Genomic DNA, 16,814 nt, shown 5'->3' with positions numbered 1-16,814 from the left:
ATTAGTTTCCTATGAGTGATTGAATTCTAGACATGGCTTGTTCACACCGAGCCAGTGATTTTTTAACTTTATCTGACTTAAATACGATTTTTTGAATATGGCCATTCGCATGAAACCTCACGCTTTGCCCGTTCTCTGTATAAATAGCCCCTCTAGCGAGAGAATGGATCATAAATTTGTCTTTTTCAGGGTCTAAAGTAATGCCAATTTCCTTAGCTTTTCTCACAATATCGGGAACAACCGTTTCTTTAGTTTTAATCGTCCTCCGTGCCTGCGTACAGTTATTGACAGAACTCCAAGGGGCGCTAATCGCGCCATCAAAACCAGCCTCCGCTGTCGCTTCGGCTAACTTCGGCACAATCTGCCAGTTCTTAATACGTGTGATAATTGGGGAGTCGTTCCCCACCAAAGTACAGTAAACCCCTTTGATACAATCGACGGGCTCACCATATGTGTTGGTCTTTTCCTCACGCTCATACCAAAGACGGGCGATAAGGTCGGCACGACGAACAAATGCACCACCTTGCAACTTGGTATATTCGCTCCAGTTGCTGGTATCTGCTGCTTTGTGGACTTCGGCAAATTCAACATCCAAACCTGTTGATGCTTCGGTATCATCCCCCATGCGGCGTAGTTCACGCCATACCGACACAGGCGCACCGCCTATTTGTTGAAACTGGCGAATTTTCCAATGTGAAGCCCAAGCGGAAACCGCACGCGCCATGTCTTTGCACTTCTGGCCTGATTCCTTATCGACTTCATCGTCCATTGCGTAACCGTCGATATTTTTTGAAATGTATTTAGCGATATAGCCTGTTGCACTGCCTTTACGTTCGTCGATAGGCTCAACGTGAAAACGGGCTCTTAATGCTTTAGGTGTAGTAAGTTCGTCTCTATCTTCTAAACGTGCATAGTGACTAAAAATAGAACGCAATTGTTTTTTATGTTCAGGCATAACAAACAGCAACATATGCCAGTGCGGTGTACCGTCGTGGTGCGGCTCAGTAACACGAAAACCAAAAACACGGATACCTGCACGGCTATAAGCTGCGCGTATTTTCGCCCACGTTTTACATAGATACTTTTGAGTTGCTCTTGGATCACATCCGTTCCAATTATCAACAAATCCGCCTGCTTGATAGGCTGAATGGTATTTTGATGGAGCTGTCATTGTGTAAAATTCACCATCACAGCCCATTTCCTTGGCGAGGTCTTCAAACCCGCGCATACGCGCCATTAGCTCGCAACGACGAACGGCTGGGTTTGCAATACTACCTAAAACCATTTTTGTAAGTTCGGTTCGGTTGCCGTCTTCGTCTTCTAATTCAAAGTCTTTAAGAAATTGCCAATTTGACCGCTTTTGCTCTACCCAGCGATGCAAGGTTGTTTTTGAAACATAAGGGGATGCGGATTTTTGAACTTGACCAATCGCGATAGCAAGGTGCTCACGTTTAAGGTCACATAAACGCTTTAAGCGACGATACCACCAAGCAGCATCAAACATGCGAAGTAATGCCGCGCAAAGTTTATCTTCATTTGGTTTAATTCTGCCTTTAATGAATTGCAGCCAATATGGCGGTTGGGTACCTGACTGTAATGTTAACTTAGCAATGAAAGCGTAAGTTTTATCAAGACGCTGACGGGCTTCATACTCATCTTTTGGATCGCTGTTGGCGTATTGCTTTGTTGCAGCTTCATAGTTATCACTCATAAAACTGGCAATTTCATTTGCTAAAGTTTTGATAACCGTTCTATCTAACTGCGCAACATTTTCTAGTTGCTCAATAAAGGGGAATGGCCTATCACCTGAAACACGATGTTTAAACTCATACTGTTTCATGACACGTTCGAATCGTGGCAATACATTTTTAGCGGTTTTGCGCAAAAATTCATTGGCACGACGACGACCCTTTTGATTAAAAAGGCGTGCGTATTTAGTGGCAAAGTAAATTGATAGGAAATCGGGGACATGAGAAATAATTTCATGACGCCACTCAGCATCATCTTTATTAGCATCCCACATAATGCGTTCAGCCAGAGTCGCTGATTTCGGCAACTCTGGCTTGTTTTCTTCTTGTTGGCGACGTATTGAAATATATACGTCGCTATTGTGTTCTTGGTTCGAGCTCATTTTGTTAGTCCGTGATGTTTAGTTAATTCTTTTTTGTTGGTATATCTGTGATAATGATTCAGCATATTCAGTATTTTTCTAAAACTCATAGAGGAGTTACCATGGACGATTCATACATTGATAACATCAAGCGAAGTCAACTTGAGGAAAAAATCTCCAAAATAGCTAAAAAGGTATCAAAAAATGAATTAGGAGGAGGGCCGATGGTGGTTGCAATTGAAAATGAAAATGGAGAAATCTATAGAGTGATAACAACATATGGAATGTCCTCATACCTTAGCTTAGTTGATAAATTGGCTGCATTAGGCTTAACGGATTTGTTTGCCGATAATTTAAGTCCGGGTAAGTACGACAGCCAATTCACATTTAAATGATTATTAAGAGCAGTTTTAGAACTGCTCATTTTTGACCATATACTTTTCAACGTATCGATTGGATGTTTCCTGATTTTCAATATGACTAATTTCACTTTCTAATAACTGGCTGATTGCCGCATAATCTGGCTTTTCTTGCAGCACATACATTTGAAGCTTACGTAGGCGTGATGCGTAACGGTCATTGCAAACCTTGCGTTCATCGTTACGATTCCAATTGATACAGACATCAATTAAAATTGCATCATTTGAAGTGGCATCTAATACGGGTGTGAATGTTGGTTCTGGTATATTCATTTATTTAATTCCTAAATTTAGAGTGTAAAAATCCCTGACGTGCTAACGTCATTTATTTAATTGGGTATTATTTAATTAAGTGGTAAGGTTAAATTTTTTGGTAATAATGGACATGAGCCTTTAAGATAATTAATGGCTTCAACAATCTTAAATATTTCTTTTGAAGTGAAATCTTCATATTGACAACCATGTCTAGATTTATCAATTTCAGCCATAAAAAATATAATAGCTAAAAGCTTTTTATTATTTGCATGGTCTTCATTAAAACGGTCACGCATTTCTTTTATAAATGATTTTAATTCTTTATTCTCTAATCCCGACGTTTTAGATTTAACTTCACATACTTTATTGATACCGTGTACACGCTGGCCTATAGACATTGGCATGTAACGTTGCTCAAGTATTGCTGGGTTCTGTTGCATAGTAATCACCTATATTCTAGAAATTAAATAAATAGTCGCAAACAAAATAACAGGAACAATATATTTTAATAAACCATCTTTTTTGTTTACGTTGATTTCTTCTAAATGTTTAAATGAGTCGCCAGTGACTTTATATTTGTACTGCTGTTTATGTGCTTGAGTCATTTCTTATTCCTCAGAATGGAACTTCATCATTACCTAGTCCGTAATCAAACTCGTTACGAACATCATTAAGTACTTCATAAACTGCACCAATATCTAATGAACATATATTCATTGAATAAAAAATTTGATTTAAAAGTTCTTTTTTCAATGTTGCTTTTTCTGATACTCTTTTAAAAACATCACCTTTAAGCTTTTCTTGTGATGGTGTTATTAAAATGTTTTTTCCTGTCATTTCAGCTAACTTTTCTAAATCACTTTTTTTATTGCACATAATTACCTCACACCATTGCTTGACTGAATCCCACAATGGTATCAATCGCTGATACAAACGCAGGGGATGAATGTAAACGGGCTGAAATTGTCACACCAACTAATGCTAAACAACGGATCGCATTATTTACGCTCTGTTTAATTTCAGCGGAACGGGCATTATTAATATGACCACCTAAAACCACTTGGCTTGCTAACTTTCCGACCTCTGCCGTTGCATTTAGAATATGTGCAGGGAAATTTCCTTCACTTGCATTATTCAAAGGTACAGACGGCTGGCATTGAAGCTGCTCTAATAAACCATCTAACAACGTGGCATCTTCTGTCGCATCCGTAATTTTAACTAAATCACTTGATGTTAATTGGTGCGGCTGTTCAGGGTTTAACTTGTTACGCAACATTTGTGCATTCATGCCGATTGCTTCCGCTATCTGAACAAGGTCACCTTTGTGAGTAATCGCAAAAGCACGACACGCATTATCAAAGTGTGATTGTTTGGAAGCCTGATAATCAAACATAGTATTTTTTCTCCTAAAGCGAATAATACTTACGCTTGAAGCGAAACATTACATTCTGACAGTGATTCAACAGTGATTGCAGCAAGATTAATAAAAACTGTACCTTGCTTTAAACCTTTATCCTTTTTGCGAATAGGTAGGCGTCCATCAGCAATCATATTGCGTACAGAGCTTTTAGATAAACCAGTACGCTTAGAATACTCACTAACTGTGACGTATGGGTCTGGAATGGTTATTGTAATGTTTGGGCGCATAAGGCAAAATCTCCTATTAGTGTGCTATTTGGTATTGCTTAGTGTTATTTGGCGCTTTGCTTAATGGGAAATTTACTTCACTTTATGTGAAGTGTCAACATTAAGCCGGCTTTATTTTGCATTGTGTAAAGTTTACGGGAAAGAAAATGAATGACTCATTTGATTTTGTATCATGTGAAAACAGCGGAGTTGTCTTAGATAGAATCATGGAAGCCTATGGTTTTACTTCAAAAATGACATTAGCTGAACATTTCAACATGGGAGCTAGTGCAATTTCAGGACGGTATAAAAGAAATATTTTTCCTGCTGATATGGTTGTCAGGTGTATGCATGAAACAGGAGCTAATCTTGAATGGTTAGTTTGGGGAACTGGCAATCCATTTGATAACGAACGAGTTGATATATTGAAGCTAACTAACTTCAAAGAACTAAACGGTGAGCTACAAAGAGCAAGCACTGTAATGTTTGATAAAGTTATGTTTTCAGCTAATAAGCCAATGCCAATAGAGCCAATTTGTGTACAAATTGACAGGGATTACTATTTAATTGATAAATCCTTTGGTGATATTTTTGATGGCAAATGGCTCGTAGATATTGAAGGAAAAATCAGTGTTCGTGAGTTAACTCGCATTCCAATCCAACGCGTTCGAGTTTCTGGCGTTGGCATGGCTTTTGATTGTGATTTAAAAGACCTAACAATACTTGGCAGGGTTATAAAAGAAATTAAGGATTATTGATATGAGCGAATCTAAAAAAGAAAATAAAGAAAAAAAACCTAAAGCAAATGAGTCTGTAGAAAAAGTAGTAACAGATGAAAAAACCTGTTTTGTTATAATGCCTATTGCGGATCACCCTGATTATCCAAAAGGTCATTTCAATCGTGTTTATGAGTATTTAATAAAACCAGCGTGTAAAAATGCTGGGTATAAAGCAATTAGGGCTGATGATAGTAAAGCGTCACATTTAATAATGTTTGATATTTTACAGAATATTGTTAAATGTGATATGGCGATATGTGATTTAACTACCAAGAATGCAAATGTTTTTTACGAGTTAGGATTAAGACAAGCATTCAATAAAAAAACTATTTTAATCACTGATGGAAAAGAAAGAGCTCCATTTGATATATCAGCATTTCGTTATATTACATATTCTCCAACGTTAAGAATAGATGAAACAACCGTAGATATAGCTAATATTACTAGCATGTTAATTGAAACAGAAAATGCACCGGAAAGTGATGTTAATTCAATAGTGAAACTATTGGAAATAGAGCCAGCTAAAATAGATTATAAAGCATTAAACTCAGAAGAATCTATGTTTTTTAAAATGTTAATGGGAATGAATGATAAGTTAGAGTCATTATCAAATGATGTTTATAGAAAGGCTAGCCCAACCCGTTTGGATTCGGAATTAAACAAATTCACCATCAATTATTCTGAAGGGGATAATAATAAACTTAACTTATCATTATATGCAATAATAAATCATGGGTTAGATATTTATAACTATGAATACTCAAATTCAGTAAGAAGATTGGGTACAGTGAAAAAGATTGATGATGATTTTATCTATTTCACCCCAAGAGCTGGTCGAATGATTAGAGTTAGAAATACTGAGGATAAATTAAGAAGAATTATAGCTACTGAACTGGATGTTTAATGTTAAAAAAACAACTCGATGGTCGCTGGCGTTTAGATTTTTATCCTGAAGGGAAGAAAAACGGGAAGGGTAAGCGCATTCGAAAAACATTCACCACCAAAGGTGAAGCGATAGCCTATGAACGTTATATTTTAGACAACACCGACAACCAACCTTGGTTGAATAATAAAGAAGACCGACGCAAACTTATTGAGCTTGTTATTTCGTGGTATGAAGCGCACGGGATAACTTTGAATGATGGTGAGCAGCGTTTAACCGGGATGACTTTTGCCTGTGAAGCAATGGGTGACCCATTAGCCACTGAATTTAATGCGCAAATGTTTTCTTCATATCGTGAAAAGCGCATGTCTGGCAAAATTTACCGTACTGAAAAATATAAGCAAGTTTCAACTCGAACCATGAATATTGAGCTTGCATGGTTTCGCGCCATGTTCAATGAACTATCAAGAATGGGAACTTGGAAACACGGGAACCCTTTACAAAGCATTAGGCCGTTTAGAACTGACGAATCAGAAATGGCTTTTCTGACTCATGATGAAATTAAGTTATTACTTGAAGAGTGCGCGAACAGTTCAAATAAGCATTTACTAACAGTCGTTAAAATTTGCTTATCAACAGGGTCTAGGTGGTCAGAAGCTGAAAGCTTGAAAGCGTCCAATGTTACACCTTACCGAATTACGTATAACAAAACTAAAGGCAAGCGCAATAGAACGGTTCCAATCAGTGAAGAGTTATACGAACTACTGACAGCAGGAAACAAAAGAGGGGCTTTGTTTACTTCTTGCTATTCTGCTTTTGGTAGTGCTTTAAAACGCACTGGCATTGAATTACCTGATGGACAATCAACCCACGTATTGAGACATACATTTGCCAGCCACTTTATGATGAACGGTGGCAATATTTTAGTCTTACAGCGCATACTTGGTCATACTGATATCAAAATGACAATGCGTTATGCACACTTTGCCCCTGACCATTTAGATGAAGCTTTGCGATTAAATCCACTTGTTACAATGCCCTAGCTAGTAAAATTATTGCCCCTTTTGTGTCCCTCTAGGTAATCAATCATTGATGCTATTTATTTCTATTTGATACTGAAATTATTTATATTTCAGTAAGTTATTGTTTTATAAATGTAAGGTACATTACTCTTAATCATTAGGTCGGGGGTTCGAGCCCCCCACAACCCACCAAGATTTTCAATGAGTTATGAGCATGCTGCGGAACCTATACTGACTGTATGGGACGTATTTGGGACGCAAGCATTAAATATTGCATCAATTTGCTTAGCATGTTTGGCTAAGTGATCTGGTGCTCAGTGAGCATATCGCAGAACCATCTCAATACTTTCCTAGCCGCCCATTTCTTGAAGATCAGACAGCGGGACGCCGGATTGAACTAACTAGGATTGCAAGGAATTTAAACAGCGTTTCAAACTAACCTGCTGAGGTGATTTTTTATCTGTTTTAATTAGTATTCAAATAGCATTGATTGTTTATGAGTTAGGCTTTTACCTCATTATTTCAATTTATTAGAGTAAAAAATAGGATCTATAAACCAATGAATAATTGGAATTGATGCTAATAAAAGTGCTATACAAATGGTTAGTAGAGTAAATGTTATTATTAATAATAAATTAAGCTCTATACCTAAAAAAACTAATGTTTGTAATATAATAAAACAAATAATTGGGTGGATTAAATAAACACCTAAAGCATTGTTTGATGTTTTCGCATATTTATCAGTTGATAAGGCAAAGTAAATAATGCTTGACCCTAACACTAGACTTATAGAAAAATTTAAAATATGAATAATAAATTCGTTGAAGAATAAATAGGAGTTGATACCGCTGAGCATTTCACTTAAGAAAGCATCTCGATAATGAAGGAATAAAATAGCTGAAATTGTAATACAAAAAATTACCATGGTAGGTTTTTTTCTTAACGAAGATATACTTTTATTATTAATAAAATAAGCGATGACAAAAAATGGAAAATATAGAATAATTGAGAAGAAACTAGAAAATGACATAAGGTAAGTTTTTGTTATATAAGAAATTATCAATGATAATATTAAAGTTATAGAGAGGTAGAATTTATTTAATTTAAAGCTTTTCGGTAATAATAAAAAAATAGCTTGCCAGATAGGCGTTGCTAAGAAAAACCAAACTCCGTACTGAGGAGAAAGTAAATAGGTTCTTAAAGTTAACTCACCGGTGAAATAAAGTGGGAGCATATCGATTGTTTGGAACGTAAAATAAATGATAACAGCAGGAAGAAGATGAGATTGTAACCCTTTCCATGTTGTATTTTTTGTTATAAATGCAACTATAAATACAAACATAGGGATTAATGTTAATTCAAAAGTATTAATAAGCAACGCATATTTGTTCTTATCAACTAAATTTAAATAAAAATTAAAAACAATTAATGAACTCAATATAAGCTTTAGTGTAGGCCAGTATGGTTGGTTATTATCTTTTATATTCGAGATTAAGTGATTTTCATTTTTCATACATATACCCTATATAAAAACTCACTTATTGTACCTCATTGAGATTTTTATTTAAAATAAATTATTTTAGGGATTATGAAAGGGAAGGTAATACGTCAAATATTGATGAGTCTTATTAAGTTAAATGTTACTCTTAATTCGAGTTAATTCATGATTTAGTAACCGGATATAAGGCTACAATATCCTTTATTCATCATTTAAGAGTACGATAAAAATCACAGATGCTTAAGACATGAAACGTGATAGACACCCCAAGGAATCTGTATTGGGGTGGAAAAGTATGATTTGGTTGAATTGCGAACAATTTAAAGAGACTATTTTTTAATATGGAATGTACCTAAGAAGTGATTGCAATTACAGGGTTTGAGACATGAGGAAAATAAAATTAACTCAAGTCTCTGCCATTTCATCAACGCCTAACAATCAGTATAGGTAAATAAAGGTGTTTCAGGCTATTTCGGCGCTATTCTTATCAATGATGATCAGTTCATGCTGTTATCAACCAATTTTTGGGTGATTGTAATTGAAGCTTCAACGCCTAATATATATAAAGCCTGCTCTAAAAGTTCAATTTTAGATGCGTAATGAATATCGAGTAAGCGTTCTATCTGTTGTGCATTGATGTTCAGCCTGCGAGCGAGGTCGATGCGTTGTGTTGCAGAATTGAGAATCGCGTTATGCAAGGCAATTTTTAAGCAGCAGATTATGGGTAAATAAACAGTAAAGGTTGCTTCACTTTTTGTTTGTGTTGCTAATGGAATAGGTTTTCTGAGTTCAATTAGTTCAGCAAAAGAAGCGAGCAAAATTTCTTGGGCTTCTAACTCAACATCTTCTTTACAATAGCTAACGCCCTGTAGCCCAGAAAAATCACTAAAGTTGATTTCATATACGTTTTCTTCCTCAATGAAGTCTACAGTTGCTTGATAATTGAACATGCTTTTCCTTAAAATTATATTTTAGTGTGCTCAGTGTTGCATTGGTGCATGAGGAAAACAAGTTTATCACTTCACTGGCCTTGTCATTTTTTCATCATTTTGTCTATATTGATCCTACATACGACTTAGAGAGCATTGTAAGCAATATTAATGTGATCTTCTTAACATAAATATATCAATGAGAGTATCGTTTTATTCGGAAATTATTGAGAAACAAAGAAAACAAGTGTGAAGACTGTCGCAAATTGGAGAATATTTTTGCTCATAAAAAGCACAATAAATTTGTTTGTTTTATAAGCAAGCTTCTCACTGAATTATTTTAACTAAAAGTCATTTTTTTCTATTCCTTCATTATTGGATTAAGCAATTTTACTTAAGTTAGGATGATGATTAGGGTATTTTGTTAAAATAAAAGTATATAGTAATCAAAGGTTACTATAACCTTGGTTAATCAAATTTGTTGTCATTGCGTGAAAACAGCTAGAACGGATAAGCATGAAGACATGTAATAATACGCTTAGTCGTTTTTATTTTAAGTGCCAATCGAATGTTTTAAAAGTGATATGAAAAATATATAGAAAATGGAATGTTCTTAATTGAAACCTTCATTTTTCACCCTTAACACAAAAGTGATTGGTTAACGTAGGTTGATCTTTTTATTAAAAAAAATGAAATCTCAGCTACTTTATATAAAAAAACAAATATTAATTAATCAAAAAAAATTACTTTAATGAATTAATAACAAAGTGATTACTTAAAATATTAAAAAAACAAAAATAACCAGTAAAAGTATTTAAGCTAAATAGTTTTTTATTATTGGTAATTTATTTAAATTTTATTAATTTTATTAATATTACGAGATGATGACATTATAATCATTGTTTAATTAATCTAATGAGAATTGAGGGTGGATACTTAATATGTATGACAATATAGTGAGAGTTTGTATGATAACTACGATTGAATAATTTTGAACGATGGTTGTAATGTAGATTAAACTTATTGAAAATTAATGATTAAGTTTTATTCCAATAGTGCCGATAACGGCTTATTACAGACATGGGTAACTCAGTTTCTTAATACTAAAAATTGATTTGGATCAATATGTTGTTTTTGATGTTGTGCTTGGTTTTTTTCGCTTGGTAATCACATGTAAAGAGTGAATGCTTTGATTAAAATCCTGCCATTTTGCTTAAGGTGACTAAAAATGTTGTGGATATTTAGGATAAAGTAATAGAAGATAAAGAGATAATGAAGATTATTTAATGAATTAAGGGGTAATCATCCCATTGGTATAAAAAGAAACATAAGTACCTTGAATAGTTAATTTAGTGGTGCATAATAATTAGCGACTAATAATGACATCAGCCATTTCTGATTTTTACGGGAACCGCTAATTTTTTAGTCATTCTTTATTGTTGTAGGTATTCAGGAAATATCTTTAATTTAAGTTTGGAAATTTGTGTGTTTATACTCCAAATTGGGTACTTTTGAATGGATGACATGGGAAAATTAATGGAATTGTATTTACCCAATTTAATTACTTTTTAAATTTAATAATTTGATTACACAATACTTTCAAATTTATATTTGTTCTTTTTGCACACAGATCGCACAGATGTTGATAATTTTCGGAAAGGAAAAAAAATGAGCTCGACGACAGATTTTCTGAAGCATATATACGATATTAACCTCTCATATTTGCTATTAGCCCAAAAACTCATCTCCCAAGAGAAAGCCTCTGCGATGTTTCGTTTAGGTATCTCTGATGCAATGGCAACTACTTTAGCAGACCTTACACTCCCTCAATTAGTCAAATTAGCAGAGACAAACCAGCTAATCTGCCAGTTTAGATTTGATAATAGTGACACAATTGAAAAGCTAACCCGTGATTCAAGAGTTGATGAATTGCAACAAATTCATACAGGTATCTTACTTTCGACCCGATTATTGCAAACGCATAATGAGGGCGACACAGAAATAGCGAGAAAAAGATGAGTACCGCAGCTGAAAAAAGTATAGTCCAAGAAGCGAATGATATTCGATTAGCCATGGAACTAATCTCTTTAGGCGCTCGCCTTCAAATGTTAGAAAGTGAAACTCAAATTAGTCGTGGTCGTTTAGTTCGTTTATATAAAGAGCTAAGAGGCTGCCCACCACCAAAAGGCATGCTACCTTTTTCTACAGATTGGTTTATGACGTGGGAACAGAATATTCATTCATCCATGTTCTATAATGCTTATCAATTTTTACTTAAAAGTGGTCAATGTCGTGGTGTGGATGCCATATTAAAAGCCTACAGGTTATACCTTGAACAGTGCATTCCAGAACCTGGTGAGGAGCCTTTGTTAGCTTTAACACGCGCTTGGACATTAGTCCGTTTTGTGGAAAGTGGCATGTTACAAAGTTCACAATGTAGCTGTTGCCATGGTTCTTTTATTACTTACGCACATATTCCTGAAAATAGCTTTACTTGTAGTTTATGCCAACCGCCATCACGTGCAATAAAAAAACGTAAACTTTCCGAGCATCTAGCCGATATTACGGTATATCGACAGGATGGCATTACTAAAGCGGTAATGTAATTGGATTGATTTGGTTAACAGGCAAAGGTTTTTGCCTGTCACTCCTAATATTCCCTTTGACTGCCATCTGTTAACCAACGGAGTGAAAGGGAATATTGTGTTAATACTCATCGGGTATATCATTGTTACAGTTGCGGTTATAGGCGGATACTTAATGGTCGGTGGCCATTTGGGTGCGCTTTATCAACCTGCTGAATTTGTTATTATTTTAGGTGCAGGTTTAGGTGCCTTTGTTGTTGGTAACAGTGGCAAATCCATCGTCGCCTTGTGTAAAGTATTACCAAAACTCTTTCGTCGTTCCTCTTACAATAAAACAATGTCAATGGACTTAATGGCGTTGTTATTTCAATTACTTAATAAATCACGCCAGCAAGGGTTACTTGCACTTGAAAAAGATATTGATAACCCAAGTGAAAGTGAAATTTTTTCCCAGTATCCCCGTATTTTAAAAGACGAATCCACCATGATGTTCATCGTGGACTACTTACGTTTGATGGTAAGCAGTAACTTACAAAGCCATGAAATTGAAGCATTAATGGACGAAGAGTTAGAAACTTTTCGCCAAGAAAATGAAGTACCGGCTTCGGGGTTAAATATGGTCGGTGACTCTATGCCTGCATTTGGGATCGTTGCGGCCGTTTTGGGTGTCGTAAATGCCTTGGGCTCAGCGGATCGTCCTGCTGGTGAATTGGGTGCTTTAATTGCTCATGCTATGGTGGGAACATTTCTAGGTATTTTAGTGGCTTATGGCTTCATTTTACCTTTGGCTGCACTAATAAGACTACGCAGTAGTGAGCAATTGAAAATGATGGAATGCATTAAAGTGACTTTCCTTTCAGCATTGCAAGGCTATGCCCCTCAAATTGCAGTGGAATTTGGCCGCAAGGTGTTATTCAGTGCAGATAGGCCTTCATTTGTTGAACTTGAAGATAAAGTTCGAGAAGTGAAAGTTGGTGCCCGCTCACAAGAAACAACTGAGGAGTAACTAACGGATGGCAGCCAATACACCGCATGTTATTCGGGTTAAAAAACGCAGTTCGCATCAGCAAAACGGGCATGGCGGTTCATGGAAAATTGCTTATGCCGATTTTATGACGGCGATGATGGCATTTTTTTTAGTGATGTGGCTAATCTCAATTTCAAGTCCTCAAGAATTAACTCAAATTGCCGAGTATTTTCGTACTCCCTTAAGTACAGCTATCAACCCAGGAAGTAAAAGTGGAGATGCCACAAACCCTATTCCAGGTGGTGGTAAAGACCCTATTTTCCGTGATGGGGATGTGATGCCAGAACCTAATAATATTATTGATGGAAATGCAAACTATCGTTTTGAAAAATTAAAAGAGTCACTTGAGCAGGCCATTTTAAAAGACCCACGTTTGAATGAATTAAAACCACATTTACTGATTGATATGATCAACGATGGGCTGCGAATTCAAATTGTAGACAGTGAAAATCGCCCAATGTTTAAAGTTGGTTCGGCAATGGTTGAACCGTATATGCGTGATATTTTGCGAGCAATAGCACCACTTCTTAATGATGTTCCCAATCGAATTAGTATCTCCGGTCATACTGATGATCTTGCTTATGCCAACGGAGCCAATTACAGCAACTGGGAGCTTTCATCTGATCGCGCGAATGCTTCACGCCGTGAATTGATTCGCGGTGGAATGGATGAAAATAAAGTCTTACGCGTGGTTGGAATGGCATCAGCTATTCATTTAGACAAAGATGATGGCTTTGCTCCGATCAACCGCCGGATAAGTATCATTGTTTTAAATGATGAAGAAACAAAGCAGATCCTCCGTGAATATGATGGCGCGAAGCCGATCAATGATGTGCTGAATAAACCGCAAAAGCCCACACCAGAAACGTCCGTGGGTGTTGTCGCTGCGGTGAAAATACCGTGATGAATTGCTGTTATTTGAATTTATTACATAACATGTTTAGTTGCCTGCCGGAATGTCCGGCAGTCAGCGTTAAGTGAAACTTAAGCGAAATTGGATAAAAACCATGGATATTACCGAGTTTTATCAAACATTTTTCGATGAAGCTGATGAGTTGCTCAGGGATATGGAACAACATTTACTTGAGCTTGATCCTTTTGACCCGGATAGCGAGCAGCTAAATGCCATCTTCCGCAGTGCCCATTCAATAAAAGGAGGGGCTGCAACCTTTGGTTTCACTCAGTTGCAGAATACGACTCATACATTGGAAAACCTTTTAGATAAGGCGCGTCATGATGAGTTAACACTCACACCTGACATTATTGATGTTTTTCTTGATGCTAAGGATGTCATGGCATCACAGTTAGATGCCTATAAAAATGATTCTTTGCCGGATGAAGAGACCTTTAAGCGCATTTGTGAGGTGCTTAGCCGGGTTGAAAATAGAGCAGAAGAGGTCACTGAAACAACGGCTGCGTTACCTGAGACTAAAGTTGATGTTGCGGTTGTTGAAGAAGCTCCCGCAGAGCAAGGTGAATATTCACACTACTTTATGATCTCGTTAAATCAGCTCAAAGAAAATGAAGTTGATTTACTGGCAGATGAGCTCAGTTTATTTGGGCACTTGTATCATACTGAAAAAACAGCAAATAGTTTGCAAGCATGGCTTGGTACAAACACTGATATTGATGATATTAGTGGCGTATTATGTTTTGTGGTGGATGAATCACAGATTGCTCACCAAGTCGTATCATTTGCGGATTGCCTCGCCTTATCTCCTGAAGAAGTCATCACGGATGGCTCCGATGGCACAATCGAAATTAAGATTCCTGAGCCGGAGAAAGAAGCAAAACCTGTAACTGTTTCACCAGCGGTAGCTGCGCCTGCAAATACATCGAAAAAACCTGCAATCGCTAAACCGAAAGGGGATTCGAGCAGTATTCGTGTGGCTGTAGAGAAAGTTGACCAGTTGATCAACTTAGTCGGGGAGTTGGTCATTATTCAATCAATGCTGACCCAACATAGTCAGCATGTCGATCAAAATGAATACAGTGATTTATTAAGCTCAATCGTACAGTTGGAGCGTAATTCTCGTGCCTTGCAAGAATCCGTTATGTCAATTCGCATGATGCCAATGGATTACGTATTTAGTCGTTTCCCACGCATGGTACGGGATATAGCATCGAAATTAGGTAAAAAAATCGAGCTGAAAGTGGAAGGAAGTTCAACTGAACTCGATAAAAGCTTGATTGAGCGCATCGTCGATCCCCTGAATCACCTTGTTCGTAATAGCCTCGACCATGGGATTGAAAAGCCAGAAGTTCGCGTGGCAAATGGTAAGCCAGAAGCTGGCACATTGACCTTAGCGGCAGCACATCAAAGTGGCAATATTTGCATTGAAGTTCGTGATGATGGCGCAGGGCTAAACCGTGAACGTATTTTGGCAAAAGCGAAGTCACAAGGCATGAACGTGCATGATGGTATGAGCAATGATGAAGTTGCGATGCTGATTATGGCTCCAGGATTTTCAACCGCAGAGGTAGTGACAGACGTTTCGGGACGCGGTGTTGGAATGGATGTGGTGAAAAGAAATATCCAAGACATGGGCGGTCGTATTCAAATCGGTTTTACCGAAGGCAAAGGCACCATTATCCGCATCTTATTACCGCTCACTTTAGCTATTTTGGATGGGATGTCGGTGAAAGTAGCGGAAGATGTCTTTATCGTGCCATTGAGTGCAATTATCAGCACGTTGCAGCCTCGACAAGAGGATATTTATCGCTTGGCTGGAGAGGAAAAAATGCTGCTTGTGCGAGGTGAATATCTACCGCTTGTTGAATTACACCACGTATTTTCCATCGAAGAAGCCGAACGAAATTTAGATAACAGTATTGTGCTGATTATTCAGAATGCAGGTCATCGTTTTGCATTGTTGGTCGACAAATTAGTTGGGCAGCAGCAAGTGGTGGTGAAAAACATTGAAAGTAATTATCGCAAGATCCCCGGTATTTCCGCAGCAACGATTATGGGTGATGGTTCTGTTGCATTGATTTTAGATGTGGCTGAACTACAAAAAATGAATAACAGCATTTTGATTAAAAAGAAACAGCAGGTTTCTCAACCTGTCGTGCACTAAATAGAGGCCATACACCATGTCTATGTTAGATGATGATTTAAATAAACACGAAGAAGAAAAAAACGGCGAAGGCTACCTCATTTTTACCTTGGGTGAAGAAGAGTATGGCATTGAGATCTTAAAAGTGCAGGAAATTCGTGGTTACGAACAAGTGACTCGTATCGCGAATACCCCTGATTTTATCAAAGGAGTGACTAACTTACGTGGGGTCATCATTCCGATTATTGATTTACGGGTGAAATTCTCCCATGAAAACGTGGTGTATAACGATAACACGGTCGTTATCGTAGTGAATTTAAAAGATCGCGTCGTTGGTATTGTCGTCGATGGAGTTTCGGATGTACTGGTCTTGAATGAAGAACAAATTGCACCACCACCTGATTTTGCCGTGACATTATCAACACAATATCTGACAGGGCTCGGAACATTAAACGACCGTATGTTGATTTTAGTCGATATCGAAAAATTATTAACAAGCGATGAAATGGCGCTGATTGACAGCATGGCTGAGTAATTCTCAGCCCCAATAATTGTTCAAATAATAATAAGTCATTAACTAAAGTTTTTGGTTGGATGACCGATATCCAAAATACAACAAAATTAT

At 36.9% G+C, this 16,814-nt stretch carries 19 protein-coding genes and 1 pseudogene; 10 read left to right on the top strand and 10 right to left on the bottom strand.

Features of this window, described 5'->3' with window-relative positions:
* Position 1 precedes the first annotated feature (1 nt).
* Positions 2-2,131: a replication endonuclease gene (locus ACU696_RS16035; protein ID WP_447343186.1), complete on the bottom strand. Its 2,130-nt coding sequence runs from the start codon at positions 2,129-2,131 to the stop codon at positions 2-4.
* A 101-nt stretch (positions 2,132-2,232) separates the two neighbouring features.
* On the opposite strand from ACU696_RS16035, the gene ACU696_RS16030 reads away from it, so the two are divergent.
* On the top strand, positions 2,233-2,505 hold the full coding sequence (locus ACU696_RS16030) for a hypothetical protein (RefSeq protein WP_096864694.1): 273 nt from the start codon (positions 2,233-2,235) through the stop codon (positions 2,503-2,505).
* A gap of 15 nt (positions 2,506-2,520) precedes the next feature.
* Here ACU696_RS16030 and ACU696_RS16025 read toward each other — a convergent pair whose 3' ends face one another.
* From ACU696_RS16025 to ACU696_RS16000, 6 genes are all read right to left on the bottom strand, one after another.
* Entirely contained in the window at positions 2,521-2,802 is a 282-nt protein-coding gene (locus tag ACU696_RS16025) for a DUF2732 family protein (protein WP_447343185.1), read from the bottom strand.
* 71 nt (positions 2,803-2,873) lie between these two features.
* Complete coding sequence (locus tag ACU696_RS16020; RefSeq protein ID WP_447343184.1) at positions 2,874-3,224, bottom strand: DUF5347 family protein; 351 nt, start codon at positions 3,222-3,224, stop codon at positions 2,874-2,876.
* A 9-nt stretch (positions 3,225-3,233) separates the two neighbouring features.
* Entirely contained in the window at positions 3,234-3,389 is a 156-nt protein-coding gene (locus ACU696_RS16015; RefSeq protein ID WP_447343183.1) for a hypothetical protein, read from the bottom strand.
* A gap of 10 nt (positions 3,390-3,399) precedes the next feature.
* Complete coding sequence (locus ACU696_RS16010; protein WP_447343182.1) at positions 3,400-3,660, bottom strand: hypothetical protein; 261 nt, start codon at positions 3,658-3,660, stop codon at positions 3,400-3,402.
* A gap of 7 nt (positions 3,661-3,667) precedes the next feature.
* Positions 3,668-4,177: a phage regulatory CII family protein gene (locus tag ACU696_RS16005; RefSeq protein WP_272665219.1), complete on the bottom strand. Its 510-nt coding sequence runs from the start codon at positions 4,175-4,177 to the stop codon at positions 3,668-3,670.
* Positions 4,178-4,206: 29 nt separating this feature from the next.
* Positions 4,207-4,431 carry a helix-turn-helix transcriptional regulator gene (locus ACU696_RS16000; RefSeq protein ID WP_272661892.1) on the bottom strand — a complete coding sequence of 75 codons (225 nt, stop codon included), beginning with the start codon at positions 4,429-4,431 and terminating at the stop codon, positions 4,207-4,209.
* A gap of 146 nt (positions 4,432-4,577) precedes the next feature.
* On the opposite strand from ACU696_RS16000, the gene ACU696_RS15995 reads away from it, so the two are divergent.
* Genes ACU696_RS15995 through ACU696_RS15985 form a run of 3 tightly spaced genes read left to right on the top strand, consistent with a single transcriptional unit; the run spans position 4,578 to position 7,115 of the window.
* Positions 4,578-5,168 carry a phage repressor protein CI gene (locus ACU696_RS15995; RefSeq protein ID WP_272665218.1) on the top strand — a complete coding sequence of 197 codons (591 nt, stop codon included), beginning with the start codon at positions 4,578-4,580 and terminating at the stop codon, positions 5,166-5,168.
* 1 nt (position 5,169) lies between these two features.
* Positions 5,170-6,093: a hypothetical protein gene (locus ACU696_RS15990; protein ID WP_272665217.1), complete on the top strand. Its 924-nt coding sequence runs from the start codon at positions 5,170-5,172 to the stop codon at positions 6,091-6,093.
* Positions 6,093-7,115 carry a phage integrase gene (locus ACU696_RS15985; RefSeq protein WP_272665216.1) on the top strand — a complete coding sequence of 341 codons (1,023 nt, stop codon included), beginning with the start codon at positions 6,093-6,095 and terminating at the stop codon, positions 7,113-7,115. Before ACU696_RS15990 ends, ACU696_RS15985 begins: the two co-directional genes overlap by 1 nt.
* Positions 7,116-7,300: 185 nt before the next feature.
* Here the strand turns inward: ACU696_RS15985 and ACU696_RS15980 are convergent.
* The 3 genes and pseudogenes from ACU696_RS15980 to ACU696_RS15970 form a co-directional block, all read right to left on the bottom strand.
* A pseudogene (locus tag ACU696_RS15980) lies at positions 7,301-7,495 on the bottom strand (integrase); the annotation flags it as partial.
* 116 nt (positions 7,496-7,611) lie between these two features.
* Positions 7,612-8,607: an acetyltransferase gene (locus tag ACU696_RS15975; RefSeq protein WP_245211114.1), complete on the bottom strand. Its 996-nt coding sequence runs from the start codon at positions 8,605-8,607 to the stop codon at positions 7,612-7,614.
* A 482-nt stretch (positions 8,608-9,089) separates the two neighbouring features.
* Complete coding sequence (locus ACU696_RS15970; RefSeq protein WP_004909821.1) at positions 9,090-9,542, bottom strand: hypothetical protein; 453 nt, start codon at positions 9,540-9,542, stop codon at positions 9,090-9,092.
* 1,647 nt (positions 9,543-11,189) lie between these two features.
* Between ACU696_RS15970 and flhD the strand changes: the two genes are divergently transcribed.
* From flhD to cheW, 6 genes are all read left to right on the top strand, one after another.
* The gene (gene flhD, locus ACU696_RS15965) at positions 11,190-11,540 is read left to right on the top strand and encodes a flagellar transcriptional regulator FlhD (protein WP_004909823.1); all 351 of its coding nucleotides are present in this window, start codon (positions 11,190-11,192) and stop codon (positions 11,538-11,540) included.
* The gene (gene flhC / locus ACU696_RS15960; RefSeq protein ID WP_004909826.1) at positions 11,537-12,127 is read left to right on the top strand and encodes a flagellar transcriptional regulator FlhC; all 591 of its coding nucleotides are present in this window, start codon (positions 11,537-11,539) and stop codon (positions 12,125-12,127) included. Before flhD ends, flhC begins: the two co-directional genes overlap by 4 nt.
* A 97-nt stretch (positions 12,128-12,224) precedes the next feature.
* Positions 12,225-13,112 carry a flagellar motor stator protein MotA gene (gene motA, locus ACU696_RS15955; RefSeq protein ID WP_004909829.1) on the top strand — a complete coding sequence of 296 codons (888 nt, stop codon included), beginning with the start codon at positions 12,225-12,227 and terminating at the stop codon, positions 13,110-13,112.
* A 7-nt stretch (positions 13,113-13,119) separates the two neighbouring features.
* On the top strand, positions 13,120-14,037 hold the full coding sequence (motB, locus tag ACU696_RS15950; protein ID WP_004909832.1) for a flagellar motor protein MotB: 918 nt from the start codon (positions 13,120-13,122) through the stop codon (positions 14,035-14,037).
* A 103-nt stretch (positions 14,038-14,140) separates the two neighbouring features.
* Positions 14,141-16,210 carry a chemotaxis protein CheA gene (gene cheA / locus ACU696_RS15945; protein ID WP_196718658.1) on the top strand — a complete coding sequence of 690 codons (2,070 nt, stop codon included), beginning with the start codon at positions 14,141-14,143 and terminating at the stop codon, positions 16,208-16,210.
* A 16-nt stretch (positions 16,211-16,226) separates the two neighbouring features.
* On the top strand, positions 16,227-16,724 hold the full coding sequence (cheW, locus tag ACU696_RS15940; RefSeq protein WP_004909833.1) for a chemotaxis protein CheW: 498 nt from the start codon (positions 16,227-16,229) through the stop codon (positions 16,722-16,724).
* Positions 16,725-16,814 lie beyond the last annotated feature (90 nt).

This window comes from Providencia sp. PROV_01 (assembly GCF_053098325.1).
The sequence above is the reverse complement of the archived record's forward strand: the minus strand, read 5'-3'. Positions and strand labels throughout refer to the sequence as shown.